We start from the raw sequence: 16,556 nt of genomic DNA, 5'->3' as shown, positions 1-16,556 counted from the left end.
GGAGCAAGAGAATCATGATAGCAATCAGAACCCTGTTGACCCTGACCCTGCTGCTGGGAGTGGGTTATCCACTGGCGGTCACCGGACTGGCCCAACTGCTGTTCCCCTGGCAGGCCAATGGCAGCCAGCTCACCGACAGCAAGCAGCAACTGATCGGTAGCGCCCTGCTGGGGCAGAAATTCGAGCGGGCTGACTACTTCCATCCCCGCCCCTCCGCCAGCGATTTCAACACCATTGGCGGTAGCGCCAGCAATCTGGGGATGAGCTCACCGCTGCGGGCCGAGTTTGCCGAACAGGCAGCCAAGGCACAGCCTGAAACCAACTCCCCCGCCATGCTGACCCGCTCGGCTTCCGGCCTCGATCCCCACCTGCCACTCGATGCTGTGCTGGCTCAGGTGGACCGCGTCGCCAAAGAACGTGGGCTGGATCCCGCCCAACTGACGGAGCAGGTCAAGTCGGCCACACAAGCTGGTATCCTTGGCCCGCAGGTGGTCAACATTCTCCAGCTGAATCTGCAACTGGATCATAAAAAGGGCGCCTGATGGCGCCCATTCCGGTTTGGTGATGACCTCGATTTTCGAAACGGGCGGTTGGCTCGATAGGGATAACAATGGCTGATGTAGCAAGCGCCGACGCCCTGCTGGCGATTCTGATGCAGGAGCATGGGGATGCGTGATGAAGTACGGGCCGATGCCCTGCTGGCAAGCCTGGAACAGGAGCACAAGGGCAAGCTGAAGGTGTTTCTCGGCGCCGCTCCCGGCGTGGGCAAGACCTACGCCATGCTGCAGGCAGTGCGGGAACAGGCCAAAGAGGGGGTAGACATCCTGATCGGCGTGGTGGAAACCCACGGCCGTCAGGAGACCCTGGCCCTGCTCGACAAGCTCGCCATCATGCCGCGCAAGATCCACATGCACCGCCAGCAGCGACTGGAGGAGATGGATCTCGACGGCCTGCTCACCCGCAAACCGGCCATCGCAGTGGTGGACGAGCTGGCCCACAGCAACGCCCCCGGCAGCCGCCACGAGAAGCGCTGGCAGGATGTGGAGGAGCTGCTCAACGCCGGGATCGACGTCTACACCACCCTCAACGTGCAGCATCTGGAGAGCCTCAACGATCTGGTGTGGCAGCTGACCGGGGTCAGGGTGAAAGAGACCCTGCCCGATCAGGTGCTGCTGGAAGCCGACAGTCTGGTGCTGATCGACCTGCCCCCCAAGGAGCTGCTCGGCCGACTCAAGGAGGGCAAGGTCTATGTGCCCCATCAGGCCAAGGCGGCGCTGCAATCCTTCTTCTCCCTCAACAACCTCACCGCATTGCGGGAGCTGGCGATGCAGACCGCCGCCAGCCATGTGGAGGGAGATCTGCAACTGCAGTGGCAGGCTGCAGGCAAGACCACCTTGCCGCTGCGGGGCAAGCTGATGGTCTGCCTCGGCGATCAGCACGGCTCGGCGCTGGTGCGCTATGGCCACCGCTTTGCCCAGCGCCGCCAACTTCCCTGGCTGGTGGTGCATATCGACAGCAATGGCCGCCGCTCAGCCGATGTGGAGCAGGCGCTGGCGCTCGCCTCCCACCTCGGCGCCAAGGTGCTGACCCTCTCCAGCCCCGCGGTCGCCAACACCCTGCTGGAGACCGCCGAACAGCAGCAGGTCTCCCAACTGCTGCTCGGCAAACCCCACAAGGCGCCGTGGCGCCGCTCGCTGGTGCAACACCTGCTCAAACAGGCGCAGGGGCTCGAAATCACGCTGGTCGATACCGGGAAGCGCCAGCCCGGAGTGGGGATGCGCTCCGCAACGCCGAAGGATATCCACCACAGCCTGCTGGCGGTGGCCATCATGGGGATCACCTCGGCTGCCGCCTGGGGGCTCTCCTACTGGCTGCCGCCAGCCGCCCTGCCGCTGCTGTTCGTGCTGGGGGTGCTGGCGACCGCCCTCACCACCAGTCTGGTGCCCGCCACGCTGGCGGCGGTGCTGGGCTTTATCGCCCACAATCTGCTCTTTACCGCCCCCTACTTCTCCCTGAGCGTCGCCAACCACAGCGACCTGCTCACCCTGTTCGTGCTGCTTATCGTCGGCATGACGGCGGGACGGCTCGCCTCCCGCCAGCGCCAGCAGCTGATCGGCCTGCGCGAGACCCAGCAGCTGGGCAATGCCCTGCTCTCCCTCAGTCAGGGACTGGCCACCGCCAGCAGTCCGGAGGAGGTACTCAGACAAGGTGCCCAGGCCATTTCGCTGGCGCTCGGCCAGCCGACTGTGGTGATCGACAAGGAGTTCAACGACCGGCTCGGCAACGAGAAGCACAGACCGGGACAGACCGACAAGGCGGCCATCGACTGGTGTCTGGCCCAGAAACAGAGCGCCGGGGCCCACACAGCGACCCTCAATGCCGCTGAGGCGCAGTATCACCACCTCAGCGACGATCTGGTGATTGGCATAGCGCTGACCAATCCGCTCTCCTCCTCCGCCGAGCACCAGCTGCAGGCGCTGCTCACCGACATTCGCGCGGCACTGGCGCGGATCGACCTCAACGAACGGCTGGCCGACAGCCAGTTGCAGGCGGAGACCGACCGGATGCGGGCGGCCCTGCTCTCCTCGGTCTCCCACGATTTGAAAACCCCGCTGGCGACCATCATGGGGGCTGGCAGTACCCTGCTGGAATATGGTGACCGGATCCCCGCTGAAGACCGCGACGAACTGCTCCACTCGGTACAGGAAGAGGCGCGCCGCCTCCACAGCTATGTGCAGAATCTGCTGGATATGACCCGCATCGGCTCCCCCGATTTCCAGCTGAAACGGGACTGGGTCGATCTGGCGGATCTGGTGGAGAGCGCCCGCAAGCGGCTCGACTCCTCCTGGCGCCAGCACAAGCTGCTGGTCCATTTCGATCAGCATGTGCCCCAGCTCTATGTGCACGGCGCTCTGATCGAGCAGGTGCTGGTCAATATTCTCGACAACGCCTCCCGCTACTCGCCGGCAGGCACCCCCATCGAGTTCAAGGTGATGCTGGCCGAACCCGATCTCATCATCGACATCATCGATATCGGGGTCGGTATCGCCGAGTCGGATCGGGAGAAGATCTTCAACCTCTTCTACACCCAGCCGGTGGGCGATTGCGGCAGCCGTGGCACCGGGCTTGGCCTCGCCATTTCCCGCGCTATGATAGAGGCCCACGGCGGCAAGATTTGGGCCTTCTCCGGCCCCAATGGCAACGGCACCTGCATGCGCATCTCCCTGCCGCTCGCCCTCAATTCACCGGAGGTCTGATGGCTGACCGCCAGAACGGCTCACTCAGCCCCTCCCACCATTCGCCTCTGGAGGTCCGATGGCGCACATTCTGGTCATAGATGATGAAGCGGCGATCCGTCGCTTTCTGCGGATCAGCCTGATTGCCGAGGGGCATCAGGTGAGTGAGGCGGTGGGGGTCAATGAAGGGCTGGAGCAGTATCGCCACCTCAATCCCGATCTGGTGATCCTCGATCTCGGTCTGCCGGATGGCGATGGCATTCAGGTGTTGCAGGCCATTCGCGAACACCACCCCAATCCGGTGCTGGTGCTGTCGGCCCGCGATTCGGAGCAGGAGAAGGTGCGGCTACTGGATGCCGGCGCCAACGACTACATGAGCAAGCCGTTCGGCATCGGCGAGATGATGGCCCGTATCCGTGTGCTCTTGCGCCAGCGGGCCGGCGTCAGCAGCGGCGAGCGGCGCCACTTCCCCCAATGCGGCCTGACGCTGGATGTCAGCAGCCACAAGGTGACCATGAAAGAGGAGGAGATCCCTCTCTCCCGCAAGGAGTTCGCCCTGCTGCAGGCGCTGGTGTGCCACCCCGGCAAGCTGGTGATGCAGACCCAGCTGCTCAACGACATCTGGGGACCGAGCCACAAGGAGGACACCCACTACCTGCGCATCGTCATCGCCAGCCTGCGCAAAAAGCTGGGGGATAACCCCCAGCAACCAGCACTTATCGAGACCGAATCCGGTATCGGCTACCGCTTTATCGGCAACTGATGTTTCACGTGGAACGGCGCCCGCAGCACAGCAGTGCCAGCAGACCGCAGCCACTGAGCAACAGGCCGAGATCCTGCAATCCAGCCGCAACCGCCAATCCCAGACTGAGCAGCAGGTAGTAGCCAAGCCCGAACAGGGCGCCAGCACTGCCTGCCACCTCGCGATAGGCCAACAGCGCCTGACTCAGCACATTGGGGATAGCCAGCCCGAAAGCGACGACGACCCCCATCATGGGCAACAGGAACCAGAGGTTGGCCTGACTCGCCCAAACCAGCAGCCCGGCAACCAGCGCCAGCACACAAGCCAGCCTGACCAGAGAGGACGGCAGCCATCCTCTCCCCAGCAGATGCTTGTTGAGCAGGCTGCCAACCAGGGTCGCCAGCGCCAGCAAGATCCCCGAGTAACCAAACTCGCCGGTGCTCAAGCCCAATCCGGCAAACAGGAAGGGGGCCAGACTGTAGTAGCCAAACAGCATGGTGTTGAACAGGGCAACCAGCATGGCACTACGCCAGAGCCCGCCATCCTTTATCATCCGGCACGCCAGCGGCCAGAGTGCGACTCGCAAGGTGGTGGCCGGACGGGTTTCCGGCAGTTGCCAACAGGCCACCAGCAGCAAGAGAGCCGCCAGCACCAGCAGACCGCTGAAGACCCCGAGAGAGCCGAACCCGCTCGCCAGCTGGCCGCCACTGAGCAGCCCCAGCACCGGGCTGAGTGAGAGCGCTATGCCCATCACCGAGAAGACCCGCGCCAGATCGCTGCCCTGATAGCTGTCGCGCAACATGGTTTGGGTCACCACGGATCCCACCGCGGCGCCAAAGGCCGAGATGACCCGGGCCAGCAACAGGGTTTCAAACTGGTTGGCCAGCAGCGCCAGCAGGGTGCCGACGCCATAGGTGAGTAGCCCCGCCAGCATGGCGGGACGTCGCCCGATCAGATCGCAGAGCCGTCCCCAGCAGACCACGCCCACCGCAAACGCCAGAAAATAGACCGACAGGGTCTGGGATGCCTGCCCTTCGCTCACCTGAAACTGGGTGGCGATGTGGGTCAGTACCGGGCTGTAGATGGTCTCCACGATCTGGGGAAACATCATCAATCCCACCACCAGCCAGAGCGGTGGCAACTTGTTGTTCATGACAAACCTCCTTCACAAGAGGTCGCCATTCTAGAGAGATGCCGTTTGTCTGATTACAATAAACAGGACTATAAACATCAAAAATCGGACACATGGCCTTTATTCTTCCCGATCACCCTTTTGACCCCGACCAGCTGACCGGCAGCGTGATCGGCATTGCCTCCGCCCTCGGTTGGCACGACTCGGGCCTGCATCAGCATCGGCGCCATCAGCTGCTGTTCGCTCAATCCGGCTGCATGACCATGGAGCTGGAAGGTCGGGTCTGCCTGCTGCCGCCCACCCGCGCCGCCTGGCTGCCAGCGGGCACTGCCCATCGGGTACTGATGCGTGGTGTGGTGGCCTACCGCTCCCTCTACTTCCAGCCACACCCCGAGTTGCCCGCCACGGTGGAGGTGTTGGCGGTCAATCCGCTGCTGCACGAACTGATCGAGCGGATGGCACTCTGGCCGTGGGACAAGCCACAAGAGCAGCAACAGCGGACGGTGGCACTGTTTATGGAGGAGTTGGGGCTGACGCCGCGGGAGTCGTGGCAGTTGCCGCTGCCGACCGATCCCAGACTGGGCGACTGGCTACAGCAGTTGAAACGGGGAGATGCCCTGCCCGATCGGCTCAACCGGCTGGCCGAACGGGTGGGTGCCAGTGACAAGACCATTGGCCGCATCTTCATGCGGGAGACCGGCATGAGCTATCAGGCGTGGCGTCAGCAGTGGCGGCTGTTGCGCGCCATGGAGCTACTGGCAGAAAGCGAGTCCATCAGCCGGATTGCCGCTGCGCTGGAGTTCTCCAGCGACAGCGCCTTCATCAGCTTCTTCAAACAACATACGGGGCAGACTCCCCTGCGCTATCTCAGCTCTCGGGGTGAGTCGCAGCAGCCTGACTCGCCTCCACCACCAGGGTATCCAGCGCCAGCAGCTTGAGGTTGTGCAGCGCATCCTGCACCACGGCATGGGATGCCTGTTGCAACTCGCTCTGCACATCTTGCTCCAGCTGGGCACTCTCCAGCTCGGGCCGCGGGTTTTCGTTGGCCATCACGTTCAGGCTCAGGGCACTCACAATCAGGGTAGCGATCAGGCTTTTCATCTGGTTTGCTCCGGTATGGTTGAGATGACCAGATAGCTATTTCAATTGCTGTACCAATTGTTGCGCCAACTCGCACAATTCATAACATTATGATTTTGTTTAAATTAACTATCTTGCGACAGCAAGTTGAGTCGAAAAACGCACCCCGTTCGGTCATTTTTAAACCAACATTTGGTGCTTTTAACCAGGCTTGATTTTTGCGCCATGTTCCACGTGGAACGTCCCATCTTTTTAATCGACACCCGCTTTTAAACTGAGCTATGGTGCTACATCTTCGTAACTGACTCTGGATCTGTCACCGAATGGAATTTTCCTTGTTCGGCGAGAAGTTCACTCGCCACGCCGGTATTACTCAACTCATGGATGACCTCAATCAGGGGCTGACCAATCCGGACGCCATCATGCTGGGTGGCGGCAATCCTGCTCCCATCCCCGCCATGCTGGAGCGCTTTCAGGCCGAGGCCAAGAGCCTGCTCGACAACGGCGAGCTGGTCAAAGCGATGGCCAACTACGACGGCCCGCAGGGCAAAGACAGGTTCACCAGGGCGCTGGCCGCCCTGCTCAGCAAGGAGCTGGGGTGGGATATCTCGGCCCGTAATATCGCCCTGACCAACGGCAGCCAGAATGCCTTCTTTTACCTGTTCAACCTGCTAGCCGGTGAATTTGCCGACGGCCGCAAGAAGAAGGTGCTGTTCCCGCTCGCCCCCGAATACATCGGCTATGCCGACTCGGCGCTGGCTGACGACTATTTCGTGGCCTACAAGCCCACCATCGAGAAGCTGCCCGATGGCCAGTTCAAGTACCATGTGGATTTCGAGAGCCTGCAGGTGGGTGACGACATCGGGGTGATCTGCGTCTCCCGCCCGACCAACCCGACCGGCAACGTGCTGACCGACGAAGAGATCGAACACCTCGATCAGATCGCCCGCGACAAGGGCATTCCGCTGCTGATCGACAACGCCTACGGTGTGCCCTTTCCCGGCATCATCTTCAGCGAAGCCAAGCCGTTCTGGAACGCCAACACCATCCTCTGCATGAGCCTCTCCAAGCTGGGCCTGCCGGGCACCCGCTGCGGCATCGTCATCGCCGACGAGAAGATCATTCAAGCCATCACCAACCTGAGCGGCATCATCAATCTGGCGCCGGGCAGTCTGGGGCCCGCCATCACCATCCCGATGATCGAGAGCGGCGATATCATCACTCTCAGCGAACAGGTGGTGAAACCCTTCTATCAGCAAAAAGCCGAGCTGGCGGTACAACTGCTGCGCGAAGCGATCCCCGACCCGCGCTTCCATATCCACAAGCCGGAAGGGGCCCTCTTCCTCTGGCTCTGGTTTGAAGGCTTGCCGATCCACTGTCAGGAACTGTACGAGCGATTGAAGGCGAAGAACCTGCTGATCGTGCCGGGTCACTACTTCTTCCCCGGCATCGATGACCCCGAGTGGCGTCACAGCCAGGAGTGCATCCGCCTTAACTATTCCCAGCGCGAGGAGCTGGTGCGCCGTGGCATCGCCATTCTGGCGGAGGAGATCAACCGCCTCTACCGCGCCGATTAACCGGACAGACAAAAACAGAAAGGCCTGCAGATGCAGGCCTTTGTTGTTTATCGCGATCCGGTTTGCTTAACCGGGCAGCGCCAGCTGGTCGGGTTTACCGATGGGGATGGCGCGGGGCTTGAGCGCCTCCGGCAGTTCGCGGGCCAAGTCGATGGTCAGCAGACCATGCTCCAGCTTGGCGCCCTGCACCTCCACGTGCTGGCTCAGCTTGAAGGCCAGCTCGAAGTCACGCTCGGCAATCCCCTGATGGAGGAACTGACGCTCACCGGCCGCAGCCCCTTTGCGCCCCTTCACCTTGAGGGTGCCGTTTTCGGTCTCCAGCTCCAGCTCTTCGCGCTCGAAGCCAGCCACGGCGACCGTGATGCGATAGCCATCCTGATCGCGCTTTTCAATATTGTACGGGGGGTAAGCGGCGGTCTTCTGATCGAACAGACCTTCCAGCTCACGGGCCATCCGCTCGAAGCCGACGGCATTGGAATAGAGATGAGAAAAATCGAGGTTACGCATAATCCTATCCTTCTAATAAGCAACAGGTTCAACTCTCCACAGGCCCGTCATCGGCACCCGGGAAATTTTAAAATTTCAGTGAATTCAGGCTATCAGCCGTTGATCTCAATCTTGCGCGGCTTCATCGCCTCGGGCACTTCACGCACCAGCTCGATGTGCAACAAGCCGTTTTTCAGGTCAGCTCCTTTCACCCGCACATAGTCGGCCAGCTGGAAGCGGCGCTCGAAACCACGTTCGGCAATCCCCTGATAGAGATAGTTGCGCCCGGTGTCGGCCTGCTTGTTGCCCTTCACCGTCAGCAGATTTTCCTGGAAGCTCAGCTCCAGCTCTTCCTGGGTAAAGCCCGCCACCGCCATGCTGATGCGGTAGTCGTTGTCACCCAGTTGCTCGATGTTGTAGGGGGGATAACCGGCATTGCCATTGCTGGCCGCAGATTCAATGAGATTGGCCAGACGATCGAAACCGATGGCAGAACGATAGAGCGGAGAAAAGTCGATAGAACGCATAGTATTACCCTCTTGTGAGCGATAACGGATTGTTTACCCTCCTGATGGACAGGCGACTGGTCGAAACCTCTGTTGAGCGTTCCGGCCTTGTTACCTATATAGGGGCTCACTTTTTCCTTTCAAGGGGGATTTTTTCAAATTTTTTAAATGGCCACGCCGACCTTTGGCACATCAGCCTATTGGCCCGATAGTGATGATAATCGACCCGTGGGCCACTGATGGCAACTCGCTCCGCCCCCCATAATGGGTTTCATATCCACCAGCCAATATGGAGTCTCCCATGAAGATTACCCAAATTCGCAACGCCACCCTGCTGCTCGACTATGCCGGCACCCGCTTTCTGATCGACCCCATGCTCTCGGCCAAGGGTGCCTTCCCCGGCTTTGAGGGCACCGCCAACAGCCAGCTGCGCAATCCGCTGGTCGAGCTGCCACTGCCGATCGATGCGCTGGTCGATGTGGACGCCGTTATTGTCACCCACGACCATCCCGACCACTGGGATGATGCCGCCAGAGCCCTGATCCCCAAGCATCTGCCGATCTTGGTACAACATCAGAAGGATGCCGATGCCATTCGTGCCAGTGGCTTTGAGGATGTGCGCCTGCTGAGCGACCAGCCCGAGTTTGCCGGTATTCGCCTGCAGCAGACCGGTGGTCAGCATGGCAGCGACCAGTTGATGGCGGTGCTGGGTGAGCGCATGGGAGAAGTGTGCGGTGTGGTCTTCTCCCACCCCGATGAGCAGAGCCTCTATCTGGCCGGTGATACCATCTGGCATCCCTCGGTCGAGCAAGCCCTGCAACAACATCAGCCCGAGGTGGTCATTCTCAACTGCGGCGATGCGCAGGTGCCCGGGCTCGGTTCCATCATCATGGGCAAGGAGGATGTCGCCGCCGTATATCAGGCCGCACCGCAGGCCACGCTGATCGCCAGCCATATGGAGGCGGTCAACCACGCCGTGCTGTCACGTCAGGAACTTCATACCTATCTGACCGAGCGAGGCATGATGGATCGGGTGCGGATACCGGCGGATGGCGAGGCTCTCTCGCTGTAACTGACTGGGCCATGCCGAACAGCGCGCATGGCCCTTCGGCTTTCACTGCCGAACGCTTATGATGAGTGGTCTGCGCGCAGAGAGGAGCCAACACCATGACCACCCCGATCGTTGCCGTGGTGACCTTCGATCACTTCAGCCCTTTTCACTGCGCCGTCCCCTGCCTCATCTTCGGCGATATTCTGCCGGGCCAGCCGCTGTTCGAACTCAAGATCTGCTGCGGCGATGGCAACCGTCACGCACACTCGGCACAAGGCTTCACCATTCAGGCCCCCTATGGGCTGGAGGTGCTGGCCGAGGCGGAGATCATCGTCATCCCCTTCTGGCACGACCCGGCTGCACGGCCACCGGCGGCGCTGATCGCAGCCAGAGCCAGAGGTGCCCGGCTGGTCGGGCTCTGTCTCGGCACCTATGTGCTCGCCTATGCCGGGCTGCTCAATGGTCGCAAGGCATCGACCCACTGGGAGTACGAACAGGATTTCTGCCGCCGCTTTCCCTGCGTGCAGCTCGATACCAATGCCCTCTACGTGGATGACGATGGGCTGGTCACCTCGGCAGGCACCGCCGCCGGACTGGACTGCTGCCTCTATCTGGTGCGTCAGTACCACGGCTCGGCCATCGCCAACAAGGTGGCACGGCGACTGGTGATCCCGCCCCACCGGGAAGGGGGTCAGGCCCAGTTTATCGAACAGCCGGTGCCCGCCTCCACCCGCGATGTCCGGATGAACCAGTTGCTCGATCACTTGCGTGCCCATTTGGCCGCCCACCATACCCTGGACTCTCTGGCGGCCCACACCCTGATGAGCCGACGCACCTTTACCCGCCGTTTTCATCAGGCTACCGGCCTCTCGGTGGGTGAATGGCTGCTGGCGGAACGGCTCAGGCGCAGTCAGGAGTTGCTTGAAGTAAGCGGTCATTCCATCGACCGCATCGCCGAGCTGGTCGGCTTCAAGAGTGCCACCTCCCTGCACAATCACTTTCGTGCCCGCTTTGCCATCTCCCCCAGCGAGTGGCGATGATCTTTTCGCGGCCATAACTCCTGATGATGCCCGCTGTTGCACGACCACCGGCTAGCTAGGCTGGCCAACCAACCTGACATCCACTTAAGTTTTTCCTGCAAGTGTTTCACGTGGAACGTCGGGAGGCTGACTACATTGTCTGTGCTATCATCCCCGCGCCTTACTCTCTGGAGAAACAATGACCACTCGACATAACCCGCTCGAACTGTTCCAGCCGGACAACAGCACCCCCGATGAACTGAGCGAACGACAGCTGGCGCTATTTGCCCTGCTGCAACTGCGTGAACAGGAGTTTGGTTTCAATCCAAACGTCATCGTCCACTACCCGGAAACCCGTTTTCTCAATGCACCGCTCGATTATCTGGCGCAACTGATCGCGGCGCAGCAGCAACAGGGTCATCTCATCAATGAGGTGGTGATACTCACCACTTATCCTCAGGTACAGGCCCCGCTTGTCGATCACGGTTATCGGCATGAAGCGGTTCATATGCCCGCAGGCCCCGACCATACAACGATCTTCAGGATACAATCTGGCACTCATGTGGCAGGCAAGACGCTCTATATCGAGGCCGTCAACGAGCAGGATCCCAAGATCCGGCCAACCTTTGTGTTGATGCTGCGCGATAAAAATGGTGAATTGCAGGGTGGCATGTCAGGATCAATCTGGAACCAGGATGAGCGGCGTTACGCCTATATCGGCACAGTGGTGATGCGACCGGGACAACCCGCGGGAAGCGGCACCCGGCTCGCCACTGCCGTGCTGGAGTACCTGACCCGGCAAGGGGTTTGCGAGGTCAATCTCGGTACCCAGACCGCCGAGCCCTTCTATACCAAACTGGGCTTCCAGACCATTCACCACATAGTGCCAGCCTTGCGTCACCGCATGGCTAGCGATGGCACCAAGCACCCCCACAATCTGGTCATCATGAGCAAACTGCTCTGATCGGGCAGATTGCAGATGTAAAAAAGCCGCTCACAAGGAGCGGCTTTTTGCTGTCTGACTGCGTCGATTAGACGTCGAGGTTGGCCACGCGCAGGGCGTTGGTCTCGATAAAGTCACGACGGGGCTCAACGGCATCACCCATCAGGGTGGAGAAGAGCTGGTCAGCACCGACGGCGTCGTCGATGGTGACGCGCAGCATGCGACGGGCTTCCGGATCCATGGTGGTTTCCCACAGCTGGTCCGGGTTCATCTCACCCAGCCCTTTATAGCGCTGGATGTAGATGCCACGCTTGCCTTCGCTCATCAGCCAGTCGACCGCTTCCACGAAGCTGGCAACCGGTTTGACCTTCTCGCCACGCTTGATGTAACCACCTTCCTCGATCAGGTTGGCGATCTCCTTGCCCAGCGAGACCAGTTGACGGTACTCGGAGGATTGCAGGAAGTCGTAGCTGAGCGGGTATTCGCGGTCGACACCGTGCTGACGTACCACGGCGTGCGGCACGTACAGGCTGCGCTCTTCGTCACGACGAACCTGGATCTGGTACTGGATACCGTGGTTGCTCTCGTTGAGCACGGCTTCCATACCCTGACACCAGGCCAGCAGATCGCTCTCGCTGGCCAGCAGCGCTTCGTTCAGCTCCGGCTGATAGATCAGCTGGGTCAGGACGGCATCCGGCGCGCGGCGGGACATGCGAGTGATCAGGTGAGACACGGCACGGTGCTGATTGACCAGACGCTCCAGCGCCTCGCCACCGATGGCCGGAGCAGATTCGTTGACGTGCAGGGTTGCACCATCCAGCGCCATGGCGGTCTGGTACTGCAGCAGCGCATCTTCGTCTTTCAGATACTGCTCCTGCTTGCCCTTCTTAACCTTGTAGAGCGGCGGCTGGGCGATGTAGACGTAGCCACGTTCGATGATTTCCGGCATCTGACGATAGAAGAAGGTCAGCAGCAGGGTTCGAATGTGCGCACCATCGACGTCCGCATCGGTCATGATGATGATGTTGTGGTAACGCAGCTTGTCCGGGTTGTACTCGTCACGACCGATACCGCAACCCAGTGCGGTGATCAGGGTGCCCACCTCTTGCGAGGAGATCATCTTGTCGAAACGGGCCTTCTCTACGTTCAGGATCTTGCCCTTGAGCGGCAGGATGGCCTGGTTCTTACGGTTGCGACCCTGCTTGGCGGAACCGCCAGCAGAGTCCCCTTCCACTATGTAGAGTTCGGAAAGCGCCGGGTCTTTTTCCTGACAGTCAGCCAGCTTGCCGGGCAGACCGGCAATATCCAGCGCACCTTTGCGGCGAGTCAGTTCACGGGCCTTGCGAGCCGCTTCACGGGCACGGGCCGCATCGATGATCTTGTTGACCACGATCTTGGCATCGCCCGGGTTTTCCAGCAGGAAGTCGGCCAGCTTCTCACCCATCGCCTGCTCGACGGCGGTCTTCACTTCGGAAGAGACCAGCTTGTCCTTGGTCTGGGAGGAGAACTTGGGATCCGGCACCTTGACGGAGATAACGGCAATCAGACCTTCACGTACGTCGTCGCCACTGGCGGCAGACTTGGCCTTCTTGCTGTAGTCCTCTTTGTCCATGTAGGAGTTCAGAGTACGGGTCAGCGCGGTACGGAAACCAACCAGGTGAGTACCACCATCCCGCTGCGGGATGTTGTTGGTGAAGCAGTAGACCCCTTCCTGATAGGCGTCGTTCCACTGCATCGCCACTTCAACGCCGATGCCATCCTGCTCGGTGGTGAAATGGAACACCTTCGGGTGGATCGGGGTTTTGTTCTGGTTCAGGTATTCAACGAACGCCTTGATACCGCCCTCATAGCAGAAATGCGCCTCGCGTCCATCCCGCTCGTCCAGCAGACGAATGGAAACACCGGAGTTGAGGAAGGAGAGCTCACGCAGGCGCTTGGCCAGGATCTCGTAGTGATACAGGGTATCGGTAAAGATGGTCGGGCTCGGCCAGAAGCGAACTTCGGTACCGGTGCCGGTGCTGTCGCCAATCTGCTTGAGCGGCGCCTGCGGCTCACCCAGATGATAGGTCTGCTCGTAGACGTGGCCGTTACGACGAATGGTCAGCAACAGCTTGTCAGAGAGGGCGTTAACTACCGAGACACCCACGCCGTGCAGGCCGCCGGAAACCTTGTAGGAGTTGTCATCAAACTTACCGCCAGCGTGCAGCACGGTCATGATGACCTCTGCGGCGGAGCGGCCCTCCTCCTCGTGCATGTCTACCGGGATACCCCGGCCATTGTCACGCACAGAGACAGAACCGTCGGAATGGATCTTGACCAGAATATCGGAGCAGTAGCCAGCGAGCGCCTCGTCAATGGAGTTATCGACGACTTCGAACACCATGTGGTGCAGACCCGAGCCATCATCCGTATCGCCGATATACATCCCCGGGCGCTTGCGGACCGCATCCAGGCCCTTCAGCACCTTGATATTCGAGGAGTCGTAAGTATTTTCACTCATAGCTTACTCTCTGCCTTCTCTAACGTTTCGGAGATTTTACCCTGTTCCACGTGGAACAACTTGCAGTCATTCGCATCCATCATGTCTGCGAGCTGACCGGTATCGATGGCGGTGATAAACACCTGAGACGCACACTGCTTCAGCCTTGCGGCCAGCAAGCGGCGCTTGTCGACATCCAGTTCAGAGGCAAAATCGTCAATTAAAAAAATACAGCCACGGCTGCTATGTTGATTCAAATAGAGCCCTTGGGCCAGTCGCATGGCGCAGACCAGCAACTTCAGCTGACCCCGGGACAAAATATCCTGAGCGGGTACCCCGTTCGCCTTGAGGCGCACATCGGCTTTCTGTGGACCGACACCGGTATAGCCCAGCGCCCGATCCCGCTCAAACCCCGCCTCCAGCAGATCACCGAGGGGGGTATCTTTCTCCCAGCCCCGGTAAAAGCCGAGACTGATATCGAATTCCGGCAGAAAGTCCGCCGTCATCTCCTTGATCAGGGGCGTAATGGACTGACAATAACTGGCGCGAAATTCGGCCAGCTCACCACCGAGCCGCACCAGCTCCTGATCCCAGAACGCCAGCTGGCGGTACTGGGTGCTCTGGCGCAGCAGCGCATTGCGCTGTTTCAGCAGCCGCCGCACTCGCCCCCACAGGGCAAAGAAGGTCGGCTCCTGATGGAAAACGCCCCAATCGAGCCAGGCACGGCGAGCCTGAGGCCCGCCCGTTAGCAGGTTGAAACCATCGGGATGGATCAACTGCACCGGCAACAGCTCCGCCAAATCGGCCAGCCGCTGGGCCTGCGCTCCGGCAATCTTGAGCTGGGTCTCGCCACTCTTGTCTTTGGCAAGACCGATCGGGACCTGACGCCCTTCCAGTTCGCACTGGGCAAACAGGGTAAACGCCCGCTCCCCCTGGCGGATGACCCGCCCGGTCAAATGAGTGCGAAAGGAGCGCCCCAGACCAAGGTAGTGAATGGCTTCCAGTACGCTGGTCTTGCCGCTGCCATTGCACCCGACCAGAATGTTAAGGCCGGGCGACAGCTTGAGACTGGCTTGCTGGATATTGCGAAAGTCGCTGAGCTGGAGTTTGACCAGGGACACGACTAGATCCGCATCGGCATCACCACGTACTGAGCATCCTGATGTTCAAAATCCTCAATAATGGCACTGCTGATGGAATCGCTCAGGCTAATCCGAATTTGGTCACATTTTAACGTATTCAGCACGTCGAGCACATAAGAGACGTTAAAGCCGATCTCCATCTCGCCAGCGGCATATTGTACGTCAAGCAGCTCTTCAGCTTCTTCCTGTTCCGGGTTGTTGGCGGTGATGCGCAGCAGGTTTTCCTGCAGATTGAGACGCACCCCACGGAATTTCTCGTTGGAGAGGATGGCGGCGCGGGCAAACGCCTGACGCAGATCCTCACGGCCGGCGATGAGCGCCTTGTCGCTGTTGCGCGGAATGACGCGGCGCCAGTCCGGGAAGCGGCCATCCACCAGCTTGGAGGTGAAGATGAAGCCGTCCAGCGCAGCACGCAGGTTGCTGCGACCGATCTGCAGCCGTACCGGCTTGTCTTCTGCTTCCAGCAGCCGCACCAGCTCCAGCACGCCCTTGCGGGGCAGGATAACCTGATGATCGGGCAGCGATTCCCCGACTACCTCGCGGCGGCAGGTGGCCAGACGGTGACCGTCGGTCGCCACGGTACGCAGACCGAGACCTTCGCTCTCGAACAGCATGCCGTTCAGGTAGTAACGCACGTCCTGGCTGGCCATGGAGAACTGGGTCGCATCGATCAGCTTTTTCAGCTCCAGCTGGCTGATATCGAACTCGAGCACGGATTCCCAATCCTCGATGTTCGGATACTCGGTCGCTGGCAGGGTCGAGAGGTTGAAGCGGGAGCGACCTGACCGGATGATCAGGCGCTCGCCTTCGGTATTGAGACGGATCTCGGCGCCTTCCGGCAGACCACGGCAGATATCCAGCAGCTTGCGCGCCGGTACTGTGGTGCGGCCATCTTCACTGGCCCCGTTCAGATAGACCTGACCGATCATCTCTACTTCGAGATCGGTACCGGTCAGCGACAGCAAACCGTTGCTGACATCAAGCAGCACGTTGCCGAGGATCGGCAGGGTCGGTCGGCCGCCGAGGGCGCCGGACACCAGTTGCAGAGGACGTAACAGGGCCTCACGGCTAATTTCGAGCTGCATCTGTGCTCTCCGTTGTTATCAGGAGGAAAGGGTTCGGATCAGGTTGGAATATTCGCGCTGCATCTGTCCACTCCGTCC

Annotated in this window: 15 protein-coding genes; 8 read left to right on the top strand and 7 right to left on the bottom strand. The window is 60.4% G+C overall.

Features of this window, described 5'->3' with window-relative positions:
* Positions 1 to 14: 14 nt before the first annotated feature.
* The 3 genes from PG888_RS07655 to PG888_RS07645 all read left to right on the top strand — a co-directional run bounded on the left by PG888_RS07655 (position 15) and on the right by PG888_RS07645 (position 3,999).
* Positions 15 to 542 (top strand): potassium-transporting ATPase subunit C, encoded by a 528-nt coding sequence (locus PG888_RS07655; RefSeq protein ID WP_058052661.1) that lies wholly within the window; start codon positions 15 to 17, stop codon positions 540 to 542.
* A 126-nt stretch (positions 543 to 668) separates the two neighbouring features.
* Positions 669 to 3,257: a sensor histidine kinase gene (locus tag PG888_RS07650; RefSeq protein WP_270693137.1), complete on the top strand. Its 2,589-nt coding sequence runs from the start codon at positions 669 to 671 to the stop codon at positions 3,255 to 3,257.
* A gap of 58 nt (positions 3,258 to 3,315) precedes the next feature.
* Positions 3,316 to 3,999: a response regulator gene (locus PG888_RS07645; protein WP_005342298.1), complete on the top strand. Its 684-nt coding sequence runs from the start codon at positions 3,316 to 3,318 to the stop codon at positions 3,997 to 3,999.
* Positions 4,000 to 4,003: 4 nt separating this feature from the next.
* On the opposite strand, the gene PG888_RS07640 is transcribed toward PG888_RS07645, so the two are convergent.
* Positions 4,004 to 5,131, bottom strand: a complete 1,128-nt coding sequence (locus PG888_RS07640) for a multidrug effflux MFS transporter (protein ID WP_270693134.1) — start codon at positions 5,129 to 5,131, stop codon at positions 4,004 to 4,006.
* Between the two features lie 92 nt (positions 5,132 to 5,223).
* Between PG888_RS07640 and PG888_RS07635 the strand changes: the two genes are divergently transcribed.
* On the top strand, positions 5,224 to 6,048 hold the full coding sequence (locus PG888_RS07635; protein ID WP_270693132.1) for an AraC family transcriptional regulator: 825 nt from the start codon (positions 5,224 to 5,226) through the stop codon (positions 6,046 to 6,048).
* Here the strand turns inward: PG888_RS07635 and PG888_RS07630 are convergent.
* Positions 5,978 to 6,211, bottom strand: a complete 234-nt coding sequence (locus PG888_RS07630; protein WP_270693131.1) for a hypothetical protein — start codon at positions 6,209 to 6,211, stop codon at positions 5,978 to 5,980. The genes PG888_RS07635 and PG888_RS07630 overlap by 71 nt on opposite strands.
* A 302-nt stretch (positions 6,212 to 6,513) precedes the next feature.
* On the opposite strand from PG888_RS07630, the gene PG888_RS07625 reads away from it, so the two are divergent.
* Positions 6,514 to 7,767: a valine--pyruvate transaminase gene (locus PG888_RS07625; protein WP_270693129.1), complete on the top strand. Its 1,254-nt coding sequence runs from the start codon at positions 6,514 to 6,516 to the stop codon at positions 7,765 to 7,767.
* A gap of 66 nt (positions 7,768 to 7,833) precedes the next feature.
* Here the strand turns inward: PG888_RS07625 and PG888_RS07620 are convergent, their stop codons facing one another.
* On the bottom strand, positions 7,834 to 8,274 hold the full coding sequence (locus tag PG888_RS07620; RefSeq protein ID WP_042063298.1) for an Hsp20 family protein: 441 nt from the start codon (positions 8,272 to 8,274) through the stop codon (positions 7,834 to 7,836).
* A 92-nt stretch (positions 8,275 to 8,366) separates the two neighbouring features.
* Entirely contained in the window at positions 8,367 to 8,780 is a 414-nt protein-coding gene (locus tag PG888_RS07615; RefSeq protein ID WP_005339298.1) for an Hsp20 family protein, read from the bottom strand.
* Positions 8,781 to 9,060: 280 nt separating this feature from the next.
* Here PG888_RS07615 and PG888_RS07610 point away from each other — a divergent pair, with 280 nt between their 5' ends.
* From PG888_RS07610 to PG888_RS07600, 3 genes are all read left to right on the top strand, one after another.
* Entirely contained in the window at positions 9,061 to 9,831 is a 771-nt protein-coding gene (locus tag PG888_RS07610) for an MBL fold metallo-hydrolase (RefSeq protein WP_270693126.1), read from the top strand.
* Positions 9,832 to 9,926: 95 nt separating this feature from the next.
* Positions 9,927 to 10,850 (top strand): helix-turn-helix domain-containing protein, encoded by a 924-nt coding sequence (locus PG888_RS07605; RefSeq protein ID WP_270693124.1) that lies wholly within the window; start codon positions 9,927 to 9,929, stop codon positions 10,848 to 10,850.
* A 178-nt stretch (positions 10,851 to 11,028) separates the two neighbouring features.
* On the top strand, positions 11,029 to 11,793 hold the full coding sequence (locus PG888_RS07600; RefSeq protein ID WP_270693122.1) for a GNAT family N-acetyltransferase: 765 nt from the start codon (positions 11,029 to 11,031) through the stop codon (positions 11,791 to 11,793).
* A 67-nt stretch (positions 11,794 to 11,860) separates the two neighbouring features.
* On the opposite strand, the gene gyrB is transcribed toward PG888_RS07600, so the two are convergent.
* Genes gyrB through dnaN form a run of 3 tightly spaced genes read right to left on the bottom strand, consistent with a single transcriptional unit; the run spans position 11,861 to position 16,478 of the window.
* Entirely contained in the window at positions 11,861 to 14,272 is a 2,412-nt protein-coding gene (gyrB, locus tag PG888_RS07595; RefSeq protein ID WP_042063292.1) for a DNA topoisomerase (ATP-hydrolyzing) subunit B, read from the bottom strand.
* Positions 14,269 to 15,372: a DNA replication/repair protein RecF gene (gene recF, locus PG888_RS07590; protein ID WP_270693120.1), complete on the bottom strand. Its 1,104-nt coding sequence runs from the start codon at positions 15,370 to 15,372 to the stop codon at positions 14,269 to 14,271. The genes gyrB and recF overlap by 4 nt, the downstream gene beginning before the upstream one ends.
* A gap of 2 nt (positions 15,373 to 15,374) precedes the next feature.
* The gene (dnaN, locus tag PG888_RS07585) at positions 15,375 to 16,478 is read right to left on the bottom strand and encodes a DNA polymerase III subunit beta (protein ID WP_270693118.1); all 1,104 of its coding nucleotides are present in this window, start codon (positions 16,476 to 16,478) and stop codon (positions 15,375 to 15,377) included.
* Between the last annotated feature and the right edge of the window lie 78 nt (positions 16,479 to 16,556).

This window comes from Aeromonas sp. QDB23 (assembly GCF_027707745.1).
GTDB lineage: Bacteria > Pseudomonadota > Gammaproteobacteria > Enterobacterales > Aeromonadaceae > Aeromonas > Aeromonas allosaccharophila.
Note: the sequence above shows the minus strand (reverse complement) of the source record. Positions and strands in the feature narration are given on the sequence as shown.